Below are 19,406 nucleotides of genomic sequence, written 5' to 3'. Positions count from 1 at the left end.
CGATCAGAGAGATGCTTTTGCCGTCTCAACAACAGCGGCAAACGCCTGCTGCTCGTTCATGGCCAGATCGGCCAGAACCTTACGATCGATCTCAACATTTGCCTTTTTCAGGCCAGCGATCAAACGGCTGTAAGACAGGCCGTTAGCCCGGGCGCCAGCGTTGATACGAGCAATCCACAGTGCGCGGAAAGCACGCTTACGGTTACGACGGTCGCGATACGCATACTGACCGGCTTTGATAACCGCTTGCTTGGCAACGCGGAATACACGGCTACGAGCGCCGTAGTAACCCTTGGCCTGCTTTAAAATCTTCTTGTGACGACGACGTGCAACCACGCCACGTTTAACACGAGCCATACCTTAATCCTTCTACCTTAAAACCGTTGAGAGTGTTTGCTGCGTTACTTACGGAGCATACGCTTTACGGATGCCACATCAGATTTGGCAACCAATGAAGTACCACGCAGCTGACGCTTACGCTTAGGGCTCTTCTTGGTCAGGATGTGACTGGTGAAGGCTGACTTGTGCTTGAAGCCGGTAGCAGTTTTCTTGAACCGCTTGGCCGCTCCACTCTTCGTTTTCATCTTAGGCATTTTTTAAAACTCCGCATTCTGTTTTTTAATACATCAATATGAACCTGAACGACAAAACCCCTACCGACAGGCAGGGGATTCATCACTGAATCAGATTCACTTCTTTTTGCGGGGAGCCACAATCATGGTCATCTGACGGCCTTCCATTTTCGGGCGCATTTCTACCTGCGCCAACGCTTCGATATCTGCCTCGATGCGCTCCATGAGCTTCATACCAATTTCCTGGTGTGCCATCTCACGGCCACGGAACCGGATAGTGATCTTGCCGCGGTCCCCGCCTTCAAGGAAACGTACCAGGTTGCGTAGTTTTACCTGATAATCCCCTTCTTCAGTTCCTGGTCGGAACTTAAGCTCTTTGACTTGCGTCTGTTTCTGCTTCTTCTTGGCAGCAGCCTTCGCCTTTTTCTCGTCGAAGACCTTTTTGCCATAGTCCATTATTTTACAGACGATCGGATCGGAATCTGTAACCTGTACCAGATCCAGGGTCGCCTCCTCTGCCATCTTGAGGGCCTCTGCGATCGGAACTACACCTACCTGCGTGCCCTCGGCATCTATCAGGCGGACTTCAGTTGCATCAATATTCTCATTGATCGGCGCCTTTGGAGTACGCCCACCCCGATTCGTTCGCTGTTTAATAGTTAAATCTCCGTCTTGATTCTGCCCTTGCGCTCAACATCTTCTTTCAGAAGTTGTTCGAACGCTTCAAGCGATAGGGTTCCCAAATCTTCACCTTTGCGGGTTCTCACCGCAACGGCGTTGTTTTCGACTTCTTTATCGCCGACAACGGCAAGAAAGGGAACTTTGTTAATTGTATGCTCGCGGATTTTAAAGCCGATCTTCTCGTTTCTCAAGTCAGCATTAACCCTAAAACCCAAAGAATCCAACTTTTTCGCCAGATCCTGACAATAATCACGCTGATTATCGGTAATATTGAGAATTGCGACCTGAGTTGGAGCAAGCCATGTAGGGAACGCGCCCTCATACTCTTCAATCAGGATACCAATAAACCGCTCAAAAGAGCCAAGTACTGCTCTATGCAACATAACTGGCGTTTTGCGCTCGGAGTTATCTGCAACATACTGGGCACCAAGGCGGCCAGGCATAGAGAAATCTACCTGAATAGTGCCACACTGCCACACCCGTCCGATACAGTCCTTGAGAGAAAACTCGATTTTCGGGCCATAGAACGCACCTTCGCCCGGCAGCAGCTCCCAATCCACTCCTTCGCGATTCAGGGCTTCTTCCAGTGCGGCCTCAGCTTTATCCCAAACTTCATCTGACCCCACACGCTTTTCCGGGCGGGTAGAAAGTTTGTACAGAATCTCCTCAAAGCCGAAGTCTTCATACACCTCATGGAGAAGCTCGATAAACTTTGACACTTCCGGTTGAATCGCATCTTCTTCACAGAAAATGTGGGCATCGTCCTGAGTAAACCCACGCACCCGCATCAAGCCGTGCAGCGCACCAGAAGCTTCATTACGATGGCAAGAGCCGAACTCAGCGAGCCGCAGAGGAAGGTCTTTGTAGCTCTTCAAACCCTGATTGAACACCTGAATATGGCAGGGGCAGTTCATCGGCTTGATGGCGAAATCGTGCTTTTCAGATTCCGTGGTAAACATATCATCACGGAACTTGTCCCAATGCCCGGACTTCTCCCACAAGCTGCGGGAGACAACCTGGGGCGTTCTGATCTCTTTATAGCCATGGCGATGAAGGATTGAGCGCATGTACTGCTCAATTTCCTGATAAACGGTCCAGCCGTCCGGGTGCCAGAACACCATACCTGGAGACTCTTCCTGCATATGGAAAAGGTCGAGTTTTTTACCAAGTTTCCGATGGTCGCGCTTTTCTGCTTCCTCCAGGCGATGCAGGTAGGCTTTGAGGTCTTTTTTGTTACCCCAGGCAGTGCCATAAACCCGCTGCAGCTGCTCGTTGTTGGTATCGCCACGCCAGAATGCGCCAGAAACTTTGGTCAGCTTGAATGCTTTAAGCTTGCCGGTGCTGGGCACGTGAGGGCCCCGGCAAAGATCGATGAAGTCGCCCTGGCGATAGAAGGACAGATCTTCATCACCCGGAATATCTTCAATAATCCGAACTTTATATTCCTCGCCCATCTCATCAAACAGCTTTACCGCTTCACTGCGGGAAAGCACAGAGCGGGATACGGGTATATCCTGTTTGGCGAGCTCTTCCATGCGCTTTTCAATTCGGGCCAGATCCTCATTGGTAAAAGGCCGGTCGAATTTGAAGTCGTAGTAGAAGCCGTTGTCTATAACCGGACCGATAGTCACCTGAGCTGAAGGAAACAGCTCTTTAACCGCCATCGCAAGCAAGTGAGCGGTAGAGTGGCGGATAACATCAACACCGTCTTCATCGCGCTCAGTGATAATGGCAAGCTCGGCATCCTGCTCGATCCGATAGCTGGTATCCACAAGCTGGCCATCTACTTTGCCGGCAAGTGCGGCTTTTGCGAGGCCAGCTCCAATGTCAGCGGCGACATCGTGTACGGTAACGGGTTCTGCGAAACTACGGTGACTGCCATCCGGCAGGGTTATGACGGGCATGAAAAGCTCCTGTTAATTACTCAGCGGTGATCTATACCAGAGATCACATGGTTACGGCGTTCCGCGATACAAACCGCGAGCCGTTTCGGGGCGTAGTTTAACAGAAAAAACCCCGACGGGTTAATGCCGGGGTTTACTTAGGGCCTTACTGCGCCTTTACGATACTTGCTGGCCTGCCTATGGGGAGGGAACGAATGCTGGCCGCTCGCCCTCACCCGCCCTTCGTCGTAACTGCACAAAGGCCAAAAGCGCGAGCAAAAGCAGCGCTGGAATGAACATCAACTCTTTAGGTGGACGTGGGTTTTTCACCTGTACTATATCTATCGTCCAGCCAAAGTTGAGTCCCGCCTTTTCAGCATCGCTGCCAAAATTGACGAACTCGACGTTCATCACGTCACCGGCTTCAGATACCTCCAGCCCTGCCGCCGCCAGCCGCTTCTCTGGCGTTTCGGCTGCAGGCAGTGGCAACTTCAGGTATTTGGAGACATCGTCACCTGACAGCGACATACCGGTGGCCTGCAGAATAATGGGCTGACCTGGTGCCACTTCATCAATGTGCTGCATTAACTCCGAACCGGGACGGTCGTTAGTGGGCGGGTATATCTCATCCCACCAGAAACCGGGACGGAACAGAGTGAAGGTAATCAGCAGAAGGCCAATGGTTTCCCACCAACGGGTTTTGGTAAACCAGAAGCCCTGGGTAGCTGCAGAGAACACCAACATTGCAGTCACGGCACTAAATACAGTCACCAACAAGTCGAACCAGCCAGTTAGCCCGATCAGCAACAACTGAGTGTTGAAGATGAACATGAACGGCAGAATCGCTGTCCGTATGTCGTAGGTGAAGCCTTGTATACCCGTTCTTATCGGATCCGCCCCGGAAATCGCTGCAGCAGCGTAAGCCGCCAATCCCACCGGAGGCGTGTCATCAGCCAGTATGCCGAAATAGAACACGAACAGGTGCACGGCAATCAGTGGTACCAACAAGCCGTTTTCTGCGCCCAGAGTAACGATGACCGGCGCCATCAAGGTAGACACCACAATATAGTTAGCCGTAGTAGGCAGTCCCATACCGAGAATCAAACTGATGACAGCGGTGAAGCTCAGCATCAGAAGCAGGTTACCGCCGGAGATAAACTCTACGAACTGCGTCATAACCAGGCCGATACCGGTCAATGTCACAGTGCCCACCACGATACCCGCAGTGGCAGTGGCCACACCAATGCCCACCATGTTGCGGGCGCCAGTGACCAGTGACTGGGTCAGGTCTACTCCACCCTGCTTCAGGCCACCAAAATAATCACCGCTGTTTTTGAAGAAAGCTTTCAACGGCCGTTGGGTAATAATGATAAACACCATGAACACCGTGGCCCAGAATGCTGACAGCTGCGGCGAGAACCGCTCAACCGTGAGGCACCAAACCAGCACCACAACAGGCAAAAGAAAATACAGACCGGTTTTCACCGTTGGCCCCACCGGGGGCAATTGATCCATAAGTGCGTTCGGATCATCATCCTCCAGGTCCGGGAACCTCGATCCATAGCCCACAAGTGCGATGTAAATCGCTATCAGCAGGGGCGTAAGCACCCACATAGCTGCGCTGCCGAACACGTCTTTCATCCAACCCACGCCGTAATACACAGCCAGTGTAAGCACGCTCAGCCCTAGCAGAATCATCACCCACACAAGCATGCGCTGAGCGAGTGTCGGCTTGTTCAAGCGCTCCACACCGATCATGTTCATTTTGCAGGCTTCAAGGTGCACGATATAAATCAGCGCCACGTAGGAAATCATTGCTGGAAGAATGGCGTGCTTGATCACCTCAAGGTAAGAAATACCCACATATTCAACCATCAAAAATGCTGCAGCGCCCATGATAGGCGGCGTTAGCTGCCCGTTGGTCGAGGCTGCAACTTCTACCGCACCCGCTTTGGTGGCTGGAAAACCGACCTTCTTCATAAGCGGGATGGTGAAGGTACCCGTGGTGACCACGTTGGCAATCGAGGAACCGGAAATAATGCCACTGAGACCACTGGCAACAACCGCCGCTTTGGCGGGCCCTCCACGCATGTGGCCGAGCATGGCGTAAGCAACTTTGATGAAATAATTCCCGGCGCCGGCACGCTCAAGCAGTGCACCGAACAGCACAAACAGGAATACAAAGCTGGTTGAAACGCCCAAAGCAACACCGAAAACACCTTCGGTGCCCAACCACTGATGCGAAGCCAACTTATTGAGGCTCGCCCCTTTGTGGGAGATCACATCTGGCATGTGGGGGCCAGCGAGGGAGTATATGATGAAGACCCCGGCAACAATCGTCAGCGGCAAGCCCAGCGCGCGGCGTGTGGCCTCCAGCAACAGAACCAGGCCCGCCAGAGCAACCACAAGATCCTGTGTATTAGGGGATCCTGGGCGACTTGCCAGTTGATCATAGAAAACGTAAAGATATGAGGCTGTCCCTGCAGCTGCGAGGGCCAGCAACCAATCGTAAATCGGCACTTTATTCGTCTGCTTCCCCCGGATCATTGGGAAAGCCGCAAACGCCAGGAATGATGCGAATGCCAAGTGAATCGAACGCGACTCTGTAGAGTTGAGCACGCCAAATTCGAAAATATAGGGTAGTGGTGATGCTATCCAAAGCTGGAAAAGAGACCAGAGCAAAGGAACACCAAAAAGGATGATCGCAGCAGATCCAGTTGCAGCCCTTCCACCGGATTCGGTTTGAAGAAACTCCTCTACCTTCTGCTTATCGATGCCATCCCCGGCTCTCGGGTCGCTATTGGTCATAGCAGAATCCTGTCAGAGGGAAACGATAGAAAAATTAAAGCTGCGGGCAGGGATTGCCCGCAGCCAACTCAAGTGCTTGGGATCGAATTATTCGATCAGGCCAGCTTCCTTGTAGTACTTAGCCGCACCTGGGTGCAACGGAGCACTCAAAGCATCAGCTACCATTTCACTCTTGTTCAGATTCGCGAATGCAGGGTGCAAACGCTTGAAGCTGTCAAAGTTCTCGAATACTGCCTTAACCACTTCATATACTACGTCGTCGGGCACATCCGTTGACGATACGAAGGTTGCTGCAACACCAAAGGTGGTTACGTCGTTATCAGAGCCACGATACATGCCTCCCGGGATAACGGCTTTCCGGTAATACGGGTTGTCATCGATCAGCTTTTTGGCTGAGTTGTTGTAAACATTTACCAGTACGCTGTCGCAAGACGTAGTTGCTTCTTTGATAGCACCAGATGGGTGGCCCACGGTGTAGAAGAATGCATCGATGTTGCCATCGCACAGGGCTTGGGACTGCTCAGCCGCTTTGAGCTCAGCTGCCAGCGAGAACTTATCCATGGTCCAGCCCATTTCATTCATCAGCACTTCGGCTGTGGCGCGCTGGCCTGAGCCCGGGTTACCCACAGAAACCCGCTTTCCGGCAAGGTCTTCAAAGTTTTTGATGCCTGAGCCTTTGCTAGCGACTACGGTGAACGGTTCAGGGTGCAGTGAGAACACAGCACGAAGCTTCTTGTTAGGACCGTCGTCTTTGAACTGGCTGGTTCCGTTAAAGGCGTGGTACTGCCAGTCAGACTGGGCAACGGCAAGATCCAATTCACCCTGGCGGATTGCGTTCAGGTTATATACAGAACCGCCGGTGCTCTCAACGGAACAGCGGATGCCGTGTTCTTTGCGATCCATATTGACCAAGCGGCAAATAGCACCACCCGCCGGATAATAAACACCGGTAACACCACCGGTTCCGATAGTAACAAAGCGTTGCTCCTGCGCAGAAACAGCGGTAGAAGCAGCACCCAAGGTAACAGCCGCAGCAATAGCAAATGCAGAGGCTTTAAGTTTCAGTGTCATATGAATCATTCCTTATTATCATCGTTGTAATCAACTGCCCGCCTGAGCACGGGGGCAAGTGTCACGCTCACCATAGAACATAGACCACTTTGCGTCATAAATAAAGCTTGAGGTAGCACGCTAACCAGTTGAGTGGACAACAAAAAAGCCCACATAAGCGGGCTTTTTTGTTGTAGACATTCCTATTTGGCAGCACGAGCCTTGGCGACCATTTGATCTGGCCGTAGCAAGAATCGCGCAAGCGCAGGAAGCAGCCAGATTGCGCCAATCATATTCCAGAGGAACATGAAGAACAGCAAGAAGCCCATATCTGCCTGGAACTTGATTGGCGAGAAGATCCAGGTCACTACGCCAAGCCCAAGTGTAACACCGGTAAACATAACGGCCTTACCGGTTGAACGCAGAGTTTCGAAGTAAGCTTCCTGAAGTGGTTTGCCATCCAGCAAATACTTCTCAAGCTTGCTGTAAATATAGATACCGTAATCCACACCGATACCTACACCAAGTGCTATAACCGGAAGGGTTGCCACCTTGATACCAATACCCGACACGGCCATGATCGCTTCACAAAGAATCGATGTCAGCCCTAACGGGACAACAATACACAGCACAGCTCTCACAGAACGGAAGGTCGCAAAGCACAGCAAGCTCACCACACTGTAAACCAGGATTAGCATCATATCCTTGGCGTTGGCGATAACCTCGTTGGTAGCCGCTTCAACACCAGCGTTACCGGCGCCAAGCAGGAACGTGTGTTCATCATTACTGTTATTGTTGGCAAATTCTTCCACCCGCTCAACCACTGTCTCCAGGGTCTCTGCCTTGTGGTCTTCAAGAAAAACCAGCACAGGCGTCAGGCTACACGTGGTGTTGATAAGGCCGGACGGCGCCTCACGGATGGATGCGTTGATGATGGTCTGGTTGCGGGAAATTTCATACCACTTCCAGTTCCCCTCGTTCAAAGCCTTGGTAACGATTTTGGACACGTCAGCAAGCGAAGCAGAGGATTGAACGCCAGGAGTGTTTTGAAGCTCCCACTGCAGTGAATCCATAGCACGTAACACATTGTACTGGGTGCACTGCTCTTCTGGAGTTTTCACCATCACAACCAATACATCGGCACTCGTAGAGTAGTTGTCGATGATATAGGCATTATCCAGGTTGTAGCGCGAGTCGGCACGAAGCTCAGGAGCGCCCTGATCCAGATCCCCAACTTTAAGGTCCTGCTTGTAGTAGAGGCCAAGACCCAGACCAACCACAGCAATAAGCAGTGAAATTGGAGCGACACCGGGGTGCGCAAAGTAGGACATCAGGCGCCATTTGCGATCCTGCTTTTCGCCGTGATTCTGCACGTGGCGCACGCCACCCTTGGAAATACCAAGGTAAGACATGATCAGTACGTGGAGCACCAGGTTGGTGATGATAACAAAAGCCACACCCAAACCGGCCGCAATGGCCAGATCCCGAATAACATCAATTTCGATGAAGAACAGTGTGAGGAAGCCAAACGCATCGGAAACCAGCGCCAACATGCCCGGAATATAAAGCGCCCGGAATGCCAGGCGAGCAGCAGTTACAGCATCAAAGCCTTTCGCCGCTTCAACCGCCATGGCATTTACGATTTGTACGCCGTGACTGATACCAATGGCAAATACAAGGAACGGCACGAGTACCGAATAAGGGTCGAGCCCGTATCCCAAAAGCCTCAAGGCTCCTAACTGCAGGAACACCGCAACAATCGAGGTGAACACAGGCACCAACGTGCCGGTGATGCAGCGGGAGTACCAGAACAACAGCAGGGTTGTCAGTAGAATGGTAATGCCAGCAAACCAGGCTATCGACCCAATACCCTCAATCAGGTCGCCAACTTTTTTAGCAAAACCGACAATATGAATTTTTATGTTCGGGTTTTGCGCTTCGTACTTGGTCCGTATTTTCTCTTCCAGATCCCGGGAAAACGTTGCGTAATCCAGAGGCTCCCCGGTTTCAGGATTCTTTTCATACAGAGGTGCGTACACGATCGTGGATCGGAAATTATCTGATACCAGCCGCCCCACTTCATTAGAACGAAGTATGTTCTGGCGAAGATTTTCCAGACTTGCCGGCGAGCCATCGTAGTCATCGGGAATAACGTTGCCGCCCTGGAAGCCCTGCTCCGTGACCTCTACCCATCGAACGTTTGACGTCCACAGGGTTTTCAGGCCCGAGCGGTCCACACCGTTAAGATAAAAAACCTCATCGGTGATCTGCTTCAGAGTTTCCATGTACTCCGCAGAAAAGATATCACCGGTTTTGGTTTCCACAGCAATACGTACAAAGTTGCCAAGGTTTTCCAGGTCGTTCCGGTGATCCAGCATATTGATGATATACGGGTGCTCAAGCGGGATCATTCGCTCAAAACTCGCATCCGGCTGGATTTTTACAGCGTTATAGCCCAAAAACACCGTCAACAGCAGGAAGCCAATAAGGATTACGGCCCGATTATTGAAAATCAGGCGCTCCAGAAACGGTTCTGCCTTAGGCGTTGTCAGGTAGTGTTCACCCCTGTCATGGTTCGGGTTGGACATTCAAAAGCCCCTCTATTATTTTTTCAGTTGTTGCCACATCAGGGCGTTATTGAAGGTTCTTTCCGCGCGCGTCAGTAATTTTCACGCCGCTTTCACCCACAACAAGAAGATTGGTTCCAGATACCGGAACAACACTCATAATGCCTGCGCGATCATTCCGGAAGTGCTCACGAAATGACTCTGCGCCATTGGTGCTCATAAGCACCGTGCCACCATTTCCAACCAGAGTTATCCGGCCGTCATCAGCCACTGAACCATCATTAAGCGTAGCACCTGCACTGTTAGGCACCATGCGCCAAGTTTTTCCCAGATCGGCTGAAAAGAGCATGTTGCCACGCAGGCCAAAGGCCAGAAGCTCGTTAACCTGACCGGTTCCTATCACTCCAAACAGCGAGCCCTCATACGGACTCTCGCGCCGCTCCCAGGTGTCTCCACCATCGACAGAAACGTGGATTTGCCCAGCCTCTCCAACAATAACAAGCGCTCCGCCGGTAATACGAGCCATGCCATTGAGGTGAAAGTTCTGGGCATTCTGGATCTGCGATGCCCAGTCGCTCCAGGTACGACCGCCATCTTCTGTGCGCAGGATCATGCCATAGGCGCCTATGACAAAGCCGTGCTGGTCATCCTCAAACCATACGCCGAGCAATGGGTTTACCGGGCCGATATCCAGGTCTGACTGCATGTTTTCTATAACAAACACCAGGTCATCCATTGCCCACTCAAGATCGGCCTTTTCGGATTCAGGCGCCTCTTCAATGCGCTCCTCCATGGCCGCGACCTGCTCTTCCTTACTTTCAATAGCCAGTTTGGAGGCATCGGTTCCGGTAAGCTGAAGGCTCCAGTTCTCTCCGGCATCTTCGGTATGAAGCACTACGCCGCTATGACCAACGGCCCAGCCGTGTGTCTCGGTACCGAAATCCACAGCGGTCAAGGTAACGGACACGGGCACACTGCCCTGCACCCAGGTTTGCCCGTCATCATCCGAATATATGATGTGTCCCCGCTCCCCCACTGCAACTATGCGATCGCCTGCGCGCGCGGCGTCATTGAGGAGTTTCGTGGGTGCCAGATCAGTTTGGCGGGCCGGAGTTTCAATGAGATCCGCAATCGCAAATGCGGCTGGCGCGGTCCAAACCATGGAAAGCCCGAGGCAGGCTGCCCCCAGCGTCTTGCACATCAACCTTTTAGCCATTCAAATTGCCTATTGTGTTGTTTTTAACTGTAAGTCTCTGGCCGGTAGCTCCGGCAATTAACGGCAAACATGCCGGCACCTGGGGTTACCGGCATGTTGTCCCGCAGACTCAAACATGGAGACTACGGTTTTAGCCCGCTACTGATAAATTGAGCACGCGCCTTAGCGAACACTCCGACGGCGCAAGGAGGCCGGAGAATAGTAACGCTTGTTCGGAATATCATCGGTCAAGACCCGAGTATTGGGTTCTTCCGTATCCAGACCAAGCACATGATAACGACGGGCCTGTAAATCATGATAGACGTCCAGGACCGTCCACACACCTGGAAGTTCATAATAATTTTTTGCGATACCCATAGTTACGCGCCACAACTCGCCGCGACCGTCGTACTGGTCCAGTAGTATGGTGTTCCAGCTGTCCTCATCTACGTAAAAGCGACGCTTTCCGTAAATATGGCGCGCTCCTTTTTTCAGGGTCGCCTCAACCACGTGCACACGATGCAACTCCCAGCGCGTAAGGTCCGGGTTTATGTGCGACATACCCAGTATTTCCGAATAACGGGTACCCTTTTCACCAATACGGTAGTTGTTATAAGGAACATAGACTTCTTTCAAACCTTCATAGGTCCAGTCATAACGATCAAGAGCACCGTTAAAAATATCCGAGTCATCCGCCGTGCGAAGGTTGTCCGCCGATGCAATCGGAGAGTCATAACCCAGGTTCGGAGCTCGTCTTACACGGCGCTGCCCAGCGTTATAACCCCAACCATTCCGCGGGCTGATGATCTGGTTCAGGGTTTCATGAATAAGGATGGCGCTGCCCGCGAGGCGGGGCGGAGACTGAGTGAAAGAGATGTAGTAGAAAATGATATTATCCAGTTCACTTTCATCCGCCTCAGGGTTATAGAAGTTGAAAAATGCTTCCTGCTGAGAGGTCACGAGCGAATAATCACCATTGCTCTGGACCGCAACTTCACTGGAGCGACGCGTGCCTGAAATTCCGCGCCAGCGGGTCAGGTGATTCCAGATAACCTGCCAGGCTTTTTGCTCGTCATTGCCACTCAAAATGGGGAACGGATAGCCGCCATAGGCACCTTTCAGGCCTTCACCCTTACCAACAATCTCCGCCTGCACCGCATTCTCGCGGGTGTTCTCTGCCACCCACTCAGGTACTGCATGGGTACGACGGGATTTGTAGACCGGTATGCGGAAGCTTGTCGGGTAAGTTTCAAACATTGCCATAACACCGTCCGTCAGATGCTCTGCATACTGATCTTTATTGGACGCGTTGATGGTGAATAGCACTTCGTCGTTCGGGAAGGGGTCAATATGGTGCTGCCCCGACCCCTTATAGCCAGCCGGAGGCACTGTCAGTCCGCCGGTCCATTCCGGAATAGTGCCGGATTCATTGCCAGCCTTGATGGAGCCAAACGGTGTAAGGTCCTTGCCGAGACGGGAAGCTTCGCTGGAGGAAACTGCAGCCCAAGAGGGGGATGATGCTATCGTGAGGGCGAGCAAGCCCCCGAGTATCGCACTCTTTTTATGATTCATATATTGCCCTGAATTCAACTGGAAGCCCATGGGAAGGCTTTTTTATTATTGCCTGATGGAAAGGCAGGCTTTCCACCAGATTAGCCGATTCGTCAAGGTTGTCTATCGATCGAAAGTGCGATTTTGTATCTGGCTGTAATCAAGTGCGATCAATCACAGCCAGCCCCCTTCCCCAGCCAAACCTCAGGCTTCAAGGCTTTTGTGCACAACCTCATAAAGATCTGCCGAAAGCTCTGCCTTGTCGCGAATCCGTTCAAGTGCAGTACGCATAAGTGCGCTGTAGGCAGGTGCAAACTTCTTCCAGCGCGTCAACGGTGCAACCAGCCGTGCCGCAATCTGGGGATTGCTGTCGTCAAGTCGACACACCTGATCAGCAAGGAATGAATAGCCTGACCCGTCGGGATTATGGAAGGCCGCAAGATTCTGACCTGCAAACACCCCAATAACGGAACGTATCTTGTTGGGGTTTTTCCAGTCAAAGGCTGGATGTTTCAGAAGCGCCTGGATCTGCGGTAACTGACCCGCCCTGTCGCTGGATGCCTGCACGGAGAACCACTGCTCCACAACCTGGGGATCGCTCTGGAAGTGCTCGTAGAAATCTGCCAGGGCCTGGCTTCTTTCCTCTGCATAATCCGAGTTAACCAACGCTCTCAGTGCACCCATACGATCGGTCATGTTATCGGCCTCGCGGAGTTGCTGAAGAGCCAGATCGCGCCCGGTATTGTCGTTGATCATCAGCAACCAGGCGAGCGCCGTATTCTTCAGGCTTCGACGAGCGACGGATTCAGGTGTTACCTCGTACTCTCCGTCATCCATATTACGGTGATAGCAGGCGACCAACTCACCCCTGAGAGAGGTTGCAAGATGGCTCAGCACCTGTTCGCGCGTCCGGTGAATTGCCGCCACATCCGGGCTATCCGCCAGCTCAATCAGATAGGCCTCAGAAGGCAGATGGAGCATTTTCGCCACCAGCGCCTGATCCAGCGTCCTGTCTGCCAGCAAGGTTCGGTATGCCTCCACCAGGCGAGAATCAATATCAACAGCCCCGGAGGAATCCACCAGTGACTGGATTACATCAACAGCAAGTCGCTGACCGGCATCCCAACGATTGAAGCCATCCGGATCATGGCTCATCAAAAATACAAGCTGCTCTCGGCTCCATGGGTAGACCAGCCGCACAGGCGCGGAAAAATGGCGAAGCAACGAAGGCACGGGCTTCTGCGACAGACCATGAAACTCAAACGTGTGGCTTGCCTCTGTTAGCTCAAGAACCCGTTCGGTTGGCGCACTCGCCGCATCTTCTGTACTCACCAGCCTTAGAGGCAAAGCCTCCCCCTCCGCGCCCAGCAGGCCCAAAGCGAAAGGAATATGCTGTGGTTTCTTGTTCGTCTGCCCTGGCGTATCAGGAATTGCCTGCTGTATCTTGAGACTGTACACACCGCGCTCGGAATCATAGTCGTCTGACACCGTTAGCACTGGTGTCCCCGCCTGGTCGTACCACAAGCGGAACTGGGTAAGATCCCGACCGGATGCGTCTTCCATCGCCTTCACAAAATCATCGGTGGTGACCGCCTGCCCATCATGGCGCTCGAAATACAGATCACTGCCCTTGCGGAAAAGCTCTGGCCCCAGCAGGGTATGAATCATGCGTACCACCTCCGCACCCTTTTCATAAATGGTCAGGGTATAGAAGTTACTTATTTCCATGTACGAGGCCGGCCGCACTGGATGTGCCATCGGGCCGGCATCTTCGGCAAACTGAGCCGTGCGCAGCAGGATTACGTCTTCAATGCGCTTTACCGTTGGCGAGCCCATGTCGGCAGAGAAGGTAGAATCCCGGAATACTGTGAACCCCTCCTTCAGGCTCAACTGAAACCAGTCACGGCAGGTTACCCTGTTACCAGACCAGTTATGGAAGTACTCATGGGCAACAATGGATTCAATGCGCTGAAACGCAAGGTCGGTTGCGGTTTCCTGGCTTGCCAAGACGCAGGACGAGTTAAAAATATTCAGACCCTTGTTCTCCATGGCTCCCATATTGAAGTCATCGACGGCAACAATCATGAAGATATCCAGGTCGTACTCGCGACCATACACCTCTTCATCCCATCGCATGGAGCGCTTGAGTGAGTCCATGGCATGCTGGCACTTGGCAGCATTACGTGGCTCGACAAATATGCGCAAATCGATTTCCCGGCCGGAACAGGTTGTAAAGGTATCCTGTTTTTCCACCAGATCGCCGGCCACCAGAGCAAACAGGTAGCTCGGCTTGGGAAATGGATCTTCCCAGGTTACGAAATGGCGACCACCTTCGAGATCACCTCTGTCCACGTCATTGCCGTTGGACAGCAACACCGGGCAACTCGCCTTGTCTGCCTCAATACGGGTGCGGTATCGCGCCATCACATCGGGACGATCCGGGAAATAGGTAATGCAGCGGAAACCCTCGGCTTCACATTGGGTGCAAAACATTCCTGAAGATTTGTACAACCCTTCAAGACGGGTGTTGTTCTGCGGCTCAATCCAGGTTACGACTGTTAATTCAAACTGGGCGGGCACCCTGGCTATAACAAGTTGTGCACCGGTTTCATCATAGTCATTACCTGCCATCAACTCCCGGCCATCCAAAATAACCTGTTCCAGTTTGAGGCTATCGCCATCCAACTCCAGGGGCGCAAACTCCTCAGCGGACTCCGGATTCCGGCGCACCGTTAAAGTGCTGTGCACCCTTGCACCATTGTCAAAGAGCTCAAAGCGAAGGTCGACGGCATCTACCAGGTGCGCAGGCACCTTGTATTCGCTCAGGCGGATGGTTGTTGGCTGATTGGTGCGCATTGATAGTCTCCAGATTTCCAGCCTGAGCGGCCCATACGGGGCCGATCAGGCAATATCAGATAGGGCGGGCAGCAGGTATCTTAAGAACCCATTACCCGGAAACGGACTTCATAACCGGTGAACTTGCGAATATTGATCACCCCGGTGTCGAGAATCAGGTATTGGCCTTTGATGCCTTCAAGAACCCCCTCCACTTCCGGTGTTTTATCCAGGTTATGAGTCTTGATTTTTTCGGGCCAGGTCTGCACGGGGTAACTGAGCTCGAGCCCCTGCTCGCCCACCTCGCGAATGGAGTCCTGTCCGTGCTCTTCACGCAGCGCGGCAAGATCGCCGGCAATCAATGCCAGTATCCGCTCTCGTTCTTGCACAAGGTCCAGCTCCGTAACATCCCCCCTGAGCATGGCACGCCAGTTCGTGCGATCGGCCACATGCTCCTTGCAAGCCACTTCAACAAGGCCCGAAAGATACCGGGTAGCCACCCTCAGCATGGGAATTGCATCCACCGCCCCCTGATCAATCCAGCGTGTTGGCACCTGGGAGCCACGGGTTATGCCGACTTTAAGGCCTGATGAGTTGGCCAGGTACACCACATGCTCAATCATGCAATGGGTTTCACCCCATTCTGGCTCACGACAGGTGCCCAGATGATAATGGCACTTCTCAGGACTCATAATGCAACTGTCGCACGCCGCCAACTTTCGGAAACAGGGGTAGCAAAACCCCTGATTAAAGCTCTTTTTGGTGGTTCGGTCGCAGTTAATGCAACGTATGAGACCGTCATAGTCGAAGCGCAAGGGTTTGCCTATAAGTTCATTCATTGCCACCCGGGCATCGCCGATCGCGAGAATATAGGACACAGGGTCGCCAGCTTCTGCGGGCATTTTTCTGAGTCGCCCGGTTACATCCGTAAGATCACTCAAGACTTGACCTCAACAAACTGATTGGGATCGACGTTGTTCCCGCCTGGCTGATTGCGACGCACTGAAGGGTCACATGCAGTGCCGGCTTTGGCTCCACGATCAAGATATCCCACACGCTCCTGCTCAGGGATGTTATGCAGATTTTCGTAGTAGATGACGGCTTCCAAGCTTATCTCTCGCTGTTTCGGGGTTAGCTTGCGACCATCCGGCCACTTTCCCAGCTCAATAGACTGCTTCAGGTTTTGATAAACGTTGGGATCGAGCCGCTCAATAAGTTCTTCGTAAGTCATCCGGTTCTCCTGAAAAAACCTTCATGAAAAAGTAGAGTAATCGTTTGACAGATGCAAACGATAATGATTATCATTGCTCCACCAAATGACGAAGGTCGTATCATTTGGTCTCTCTCATCAGGAGCAATAAGCTTCTTTCATACCTCACCTCTGGTGGGGTTTTTTTATGCTTTCTGTTTGTTACGGGCCGGAAGAATGGCAGCTATCGCCAAGCCCGCAACAAACCCGCCCAAATGTGCTTCGTTTGCCATGCGGCCCAAGCCCAGCATCTCCGGTAAAGGAGTAAACCCTATGACCATCCACACCACAGCAAAGGTTACCAGGGCAGGCGGAAACTGGAATCTTGCCAAGGCTCTCTGGCTGAGCCAGCAGTAGCCCAGGACGCCATACACGACCCCGGAAAGGCCGCCGAAAAATGGTCCCGACACCACGTACTGCAACCCGTTGGACAACAAACTGGTAACGACAAAAAGCACAGCCAGCCGACCACGGCCATCAAACCACTCCACCTGGCTTCCCAGAAACCACAGCATCACAGAATTGAAAATAATGTGGGTCCAGCTGAAGTGCAGGAAATCAGGAGTGAACAGCCGCCATATCTGACCACTGGCAAGCGTAGCTAACACTGCTTCCAGGCGCTCCGCCATAGTGCCCCAGTCGTAGGCTCGGGGGTCTACGATCAACAGGCTCGCTGTGAGCTCGTTGCTGCCCAGATTGGTGAGCCAGGCCATCAACACGCCCAGCGCGATGATACCGAGCACTAGAGGCGCATGACGGGGAGACGGCTGCCACCGCCCTGCCACAAACACAGGCGAATGGTTCTGACGCTCAACTGCCTGACGAATCCCGGGTTCGGCCAGAAATCGCTCCAAAGCCTCCAGAACTGGCCCAGCATGTTCGGAATGCTCCAGCCACAACACCTGGAAACCACCCTCTTCACTGATTCTGTGGGGAACCCCCTGGCTTCTCAGCCACTGGCTGAACCCGCCAAGATCTACACTGGCATCTAGCTGCTTTACTCGGTACACAATCTACCTTGCCTCGCGGGGTATCCAGACTGACAACTCGTGCCGCCGCGCTAGCGGGCGACGCTGTCTTCACTGGTGGGATAATCCGGGGAATCCTTATGGTCCCGAGCCACATTCACCCAAACAAACTTGTCAGGGGAAAGTTCGCGCTCGCCGTCCATTCGGTACGCCACCAACCTGCCGTATTTCACGGCACTGAAATCAATGCAGGCCACGTTGGGTTTCAGCGGTGCAGGTTCACTATCCATCCAGTAATGGCCGACGAACACCGGCGGCGCATCCAGTGGGTAACTGATCAGTTGCTTGCGCTCGTCCTCACTGAGAACCCGGCCGGCCACTTCTGGCGGCAAAGGGTCTGGCTGGAAGACCACATCAGCGTAGGTGCGAGGATTGTCGGCCCAGAATTTGGTGCGGAAAAACTCTCGAACGTAACCATCCCGCCCGGTTATTTTCATGCCTTGCGGCAGGCGTAAATCTGTCCCCCGCAACAGGGTATCCATAACCTGCCCGGCAAACGAGTCGATTGCCGCAGATGCATGCAGGAAATCTTCATCGATGCAGGCGCCGCCTTGAACCTGTTTGAACTTTTGAATGAGTTCATCATCCCAGCAGGCGTGAACCGCACGAAAATCGTCTTCCTCGATAAACAAGGGGATGGTGTAAAACCATTCGAGGAAGTCATTCCATTCATGAGGGTAGGCTTCAAACTGCTCCAGGGTTTCCCGGATCAAGCGGTCGTGCCGCGGGTTATGTTCCCGCAGCCAGGTTTTACCGCTGCCAGCTCGCGCCCGTGTACAGTAGCCCAGAGCGTTGTACTCATGGTTTCCCATCACAATACGCGCAGATCCCCGTTCAACCATGTTCCTTACCAGGTGCAGCGCTTCACGAATTCTCGGGCCACGATCGATAATATCGCCAATGAACACAGCTTGCCGCCGGCGGTGCTGATATACGCCGTTTACCTTGCTGTATCCCATCTGTTCGAGCAACATCGCGAGCGTATTCGCGCAGCCGTGAATATCGCCGATGATGTCGTAACCACGACTTGCAGTATGCTTGGGTCCAGCCATGATCAACTCGCTGCTATTTCACTTGCCCAGCCAAGCTTGTCGCGGCAGGTGGCATAGAAATTATGGTCAGTAGGGTGAATCAGCCGAATTTTGAAAGGCTTTTTGGCGATGCGGATGATGTCGCCCGGCGCGCAGGCAATATTCATCTGGCCATCAAAACTGATTTGCGGATAAGTTTCGTTGGTTTCCCCGATCACCAGTTTTATTTCACTCTTGCCATCTACCACAATCGGGCGGCTACTGAGGGTGTGGGGAAACATGGGCACCAGCACGATGGCATCCAGTTTCGGATGCATAATCGGCCCACCGGCTGAGAGCGAATAGGCTGTAGAACCTGTGGGGGTGGACACAATCAGGCCATCCGACCGCTGGCTGTATACGAAGTGGCCATCAATATACAAATCAAAACCAATCATACGGGTAGACTTACCCGGGTGCAGGACGACATCGTTCAGCGCCGTACCAAACCCCAGTGGCTGGCCATTACGCTCTACGTTACCATCGAGAAGAAACCGGGTTTCCTCAATGTACTCTCCTTCAAGCACCTTACCCAGACGCTCTTCCAGGTCAACGGGGGAAATATCCGTCAAGAAGCCCAAGCGCCCGCGATTCACACCCAGCAGGGGAATCTTGGATTTAGCCAGTTCTCGGGCTGCGCCCAATAAGCTTCCATCGCCCCCGACCACAATAACCAGATCACAGATTTCGCCAAGAAGCTTTTTGCTGGCAACCTGCAAACCGTGACCGGGCAACATGCTGGCCGTGTCTTCCTCAAGGATAACGTGGTAATGGTTGGCGACCAGATACTGTTTAAGCTGGCGCAGTGATTCAACCACTTTAACGCTGCCCATCCGGCCGATAACGCCTATGTTTCTGAATTGATCCATGAAGCTTCCTGTGGTGTCGGAACATGGCGAAAGCAGACCATCCTGCTG

General features: G+C 52.8%; 15 protein-coding genes. All 15 read right to left on the bottom strand.

Annotation, left to right across the window (positions count from 1 at the left end; genetic code table 11):
- Positions 1 to 3 precede the first annotated feature (3 nt).
- Complete coding sequence (rplT, locus tag FE848_RS13110; RefSeq protein ID WP_200203762.1) at positions 4 to 357, bottom strand: 50S ribosomal protein L20; 354 nt, start codon at positions 355 to 357, stop codon at positions 4 to 6.
- Positions 358 to 401: 44 nt separating this feature from the next.
- Positions 402 to 593 carry a 50S ribosomal protein L35 gene (gene rpmI / locus FE848_RS13105; protein WP_100639828.1) on the bottom strand — a complete coding sequence of 64 codons (192 nt, stop codon included), beginning with the start codon at positions 591 to 593 and terminating at the stop codon, positions 402 to 404.
- 96 nt (positions 594 to 689) lie between these two features.
- Entirely contained in the window at positions 690 to 1,229 is a 540-nt protein-coding gene (gene infC / locus FE848_RS13100) for a translation initiation factor IF-3 (RefSeq protein ID WP_200204081.1), read from the bottom strand.
- Between the two features lie 2 nt (positions 1,230 to 1,231).
- Positions 1,232 to 3,157, bottom strand: a complete 1,926-nt coding sequence (thrS, locus tag FE848_RS13095; RefSeq protein ID WP_200203760.1) for a threonine--tRNA ligase — start codon at positions 3,155 to 3,157, stop codon at positions 1,232 to 1,234.
- A 177-nt stretch (positions 3,158 to 3,334) separates the two neighbouring features.
- Positions 3,335 to 5,944: a TRAP transporter permease gene (locus tag FE848_RS13090; protein ID WP_200203758.1), complete on the bottom strand. Its 2,610-nt coding sequence runs from the start codon at positions 5,942 to 5,944 to the stop codon at positions 3,335 to 3,337.
- An 87-nt stretch (positions 5,945 to 6,031) separates the two neighbouring features.
- Positions 6,032 to 7,015 carry a TAXI family TRAP transporter solute-binding subunit gene (locus FE848_RS13085; RefSeq protein WP_200203756.1) on the bottom strand — a complete coding sequence of 328 codons (984 nt, stop codon included), beginning with the start codon at positions 7,013 to 7,015 and terminating at the stop codon, positions 6,032 to 6,034.
- A gap of 182 nt (positions 7,016 to 7,197) precedes the next feature.
- A complete protein-coding gene (locus tag FE848_RS13080) occupies positions 7,198 to 9,582 on the bottom strand; it encodes an efflux RND transporter permease subunit (protein ID WP_200203754.1) in 2,385 nt (794 codons plus the stop codon).
- A 46-nt stretch (positions 9,583 to 9,628) separates the two neighbouring features.
- On the bottom strand, positions 9,629 to 10,777 hold the full coding sequence (locus FE848_RS13075; protein WP_227714794.1) for a WD40/YVTN/BNR-like repeat-containing protein: 1,149 nt from the start codon (positions 10,775 to 10,777) through the stop codon (positions 9,629 to 9,631).
- A 162-nt stretch (positions 10,778 to 10,939) separates the two neighbouring features.
- On the bottom strand, positions 10,940 to 12,328 hold the full coding sequence (locus tag FE848_RS13070; RefSeq protein ID WP_200203752.1) for a DUF1329 domain-containing protein: 1,389 nt from the start codon (positions 12,326 to 12,328) through the stop codon (positions 10,940 to 10,942).
- Between the two features lie 183 nt (positions 12,329 to 12,511).
- The gene (pepN, locus tag FE848_RS13065) at positions 12,512 to 15,163 is read right to left on the bottom strand and encodes an aminopeptidase N (protein WP_200203750.1); all 2,652 of its coding nucleotides are present in this window, start codon (positions 15,161 to 15,163) and stop codon (positions 12,512 to 12,514) included.
- Positions 15,164 to 15,243: 80 nt separating this feature from the next.
- Positions 15,244 to 16,044 carry a DUF2797 domain-containing protein gene (locus FE848_RS13060; protein WP_227714830.1) on the bottom strand — a complete coding sequence of 267 codons (801 nt, stop codon included), beginning with the start codon at positions 16,042 to 16,044 and terminating at the stop codon, positions 15,244 to 15,246.
- A gap of 35 nt (positions 16,045 to 16,079) precedes the next feature.
- Positions 16,080 to 16,373 carry a YeaC family protein gene (locus tag FE848_RS13055; RefSeq protein ID WP_200203746.1) on the bottom strand — a complete coding sequence of 98 codons (294 nt, stop codon included), beginning with the start codon at positions 16,371 to 16,373 and terminating at the stop codon, positions 16,080 to 16,082.
- A 164-nt stretch (positions 16,374 to 16,537) separates the two neighbouring features.
- Entirely contained in the window at positions 16,538 to 17,401 is an 864-nt protein-coding gene (locus tag FE848_RS13050) for a rhomboid family intramembrane serine protease (protein ID WP_200203744.1), read from the bottom strand.
- Between the two features lie 50 nt (positions 17,402 to 17,451).
- Positions 17,452 to 18,471 carry a metallophosphoesterase gene (locus FE848_RS13045; RefSeq protein ID WP_200203735.1) on the bottom strand — a complete coding sequence of 340 codons (1,020 nt, stop codon included), beginning with the start codon at positions 18,469 to 18,471 and terminating at the stop codon, positions 17,452 to 17,454.
- Between the two features lie 2 nt (positions 18,472 to 18,473).
- Positions 18,474 to 19,358 (bottom strand): NAD(+) kinase, encoded by an 885-nt coding sequence (locus FE848_RS13040; RefSeq protein ID WP_200203731.1) that lies wholly within the window; start codon positions 19,356 to 19,358, stop codon positions 18,474 to 18,476.
- Positions 19,359 to 19,406: the final 48 nt, after the last annotated feature.

The organism is Marinobacter sp. 1-3A, assembly GCF_016597775.1.
GTDB lineage: Bacteria > Pseudomonadota > Gammaproteobacteria > Pseudomonadales > Oleiphilaceae > Marinobacter > Marinobacter xiaoshiensis.
The sequence above is the reverse complement of the archived record's forward strand: the minus strand, read 5'-3'. Positions and strand labels throughout refer to the sequence as shown.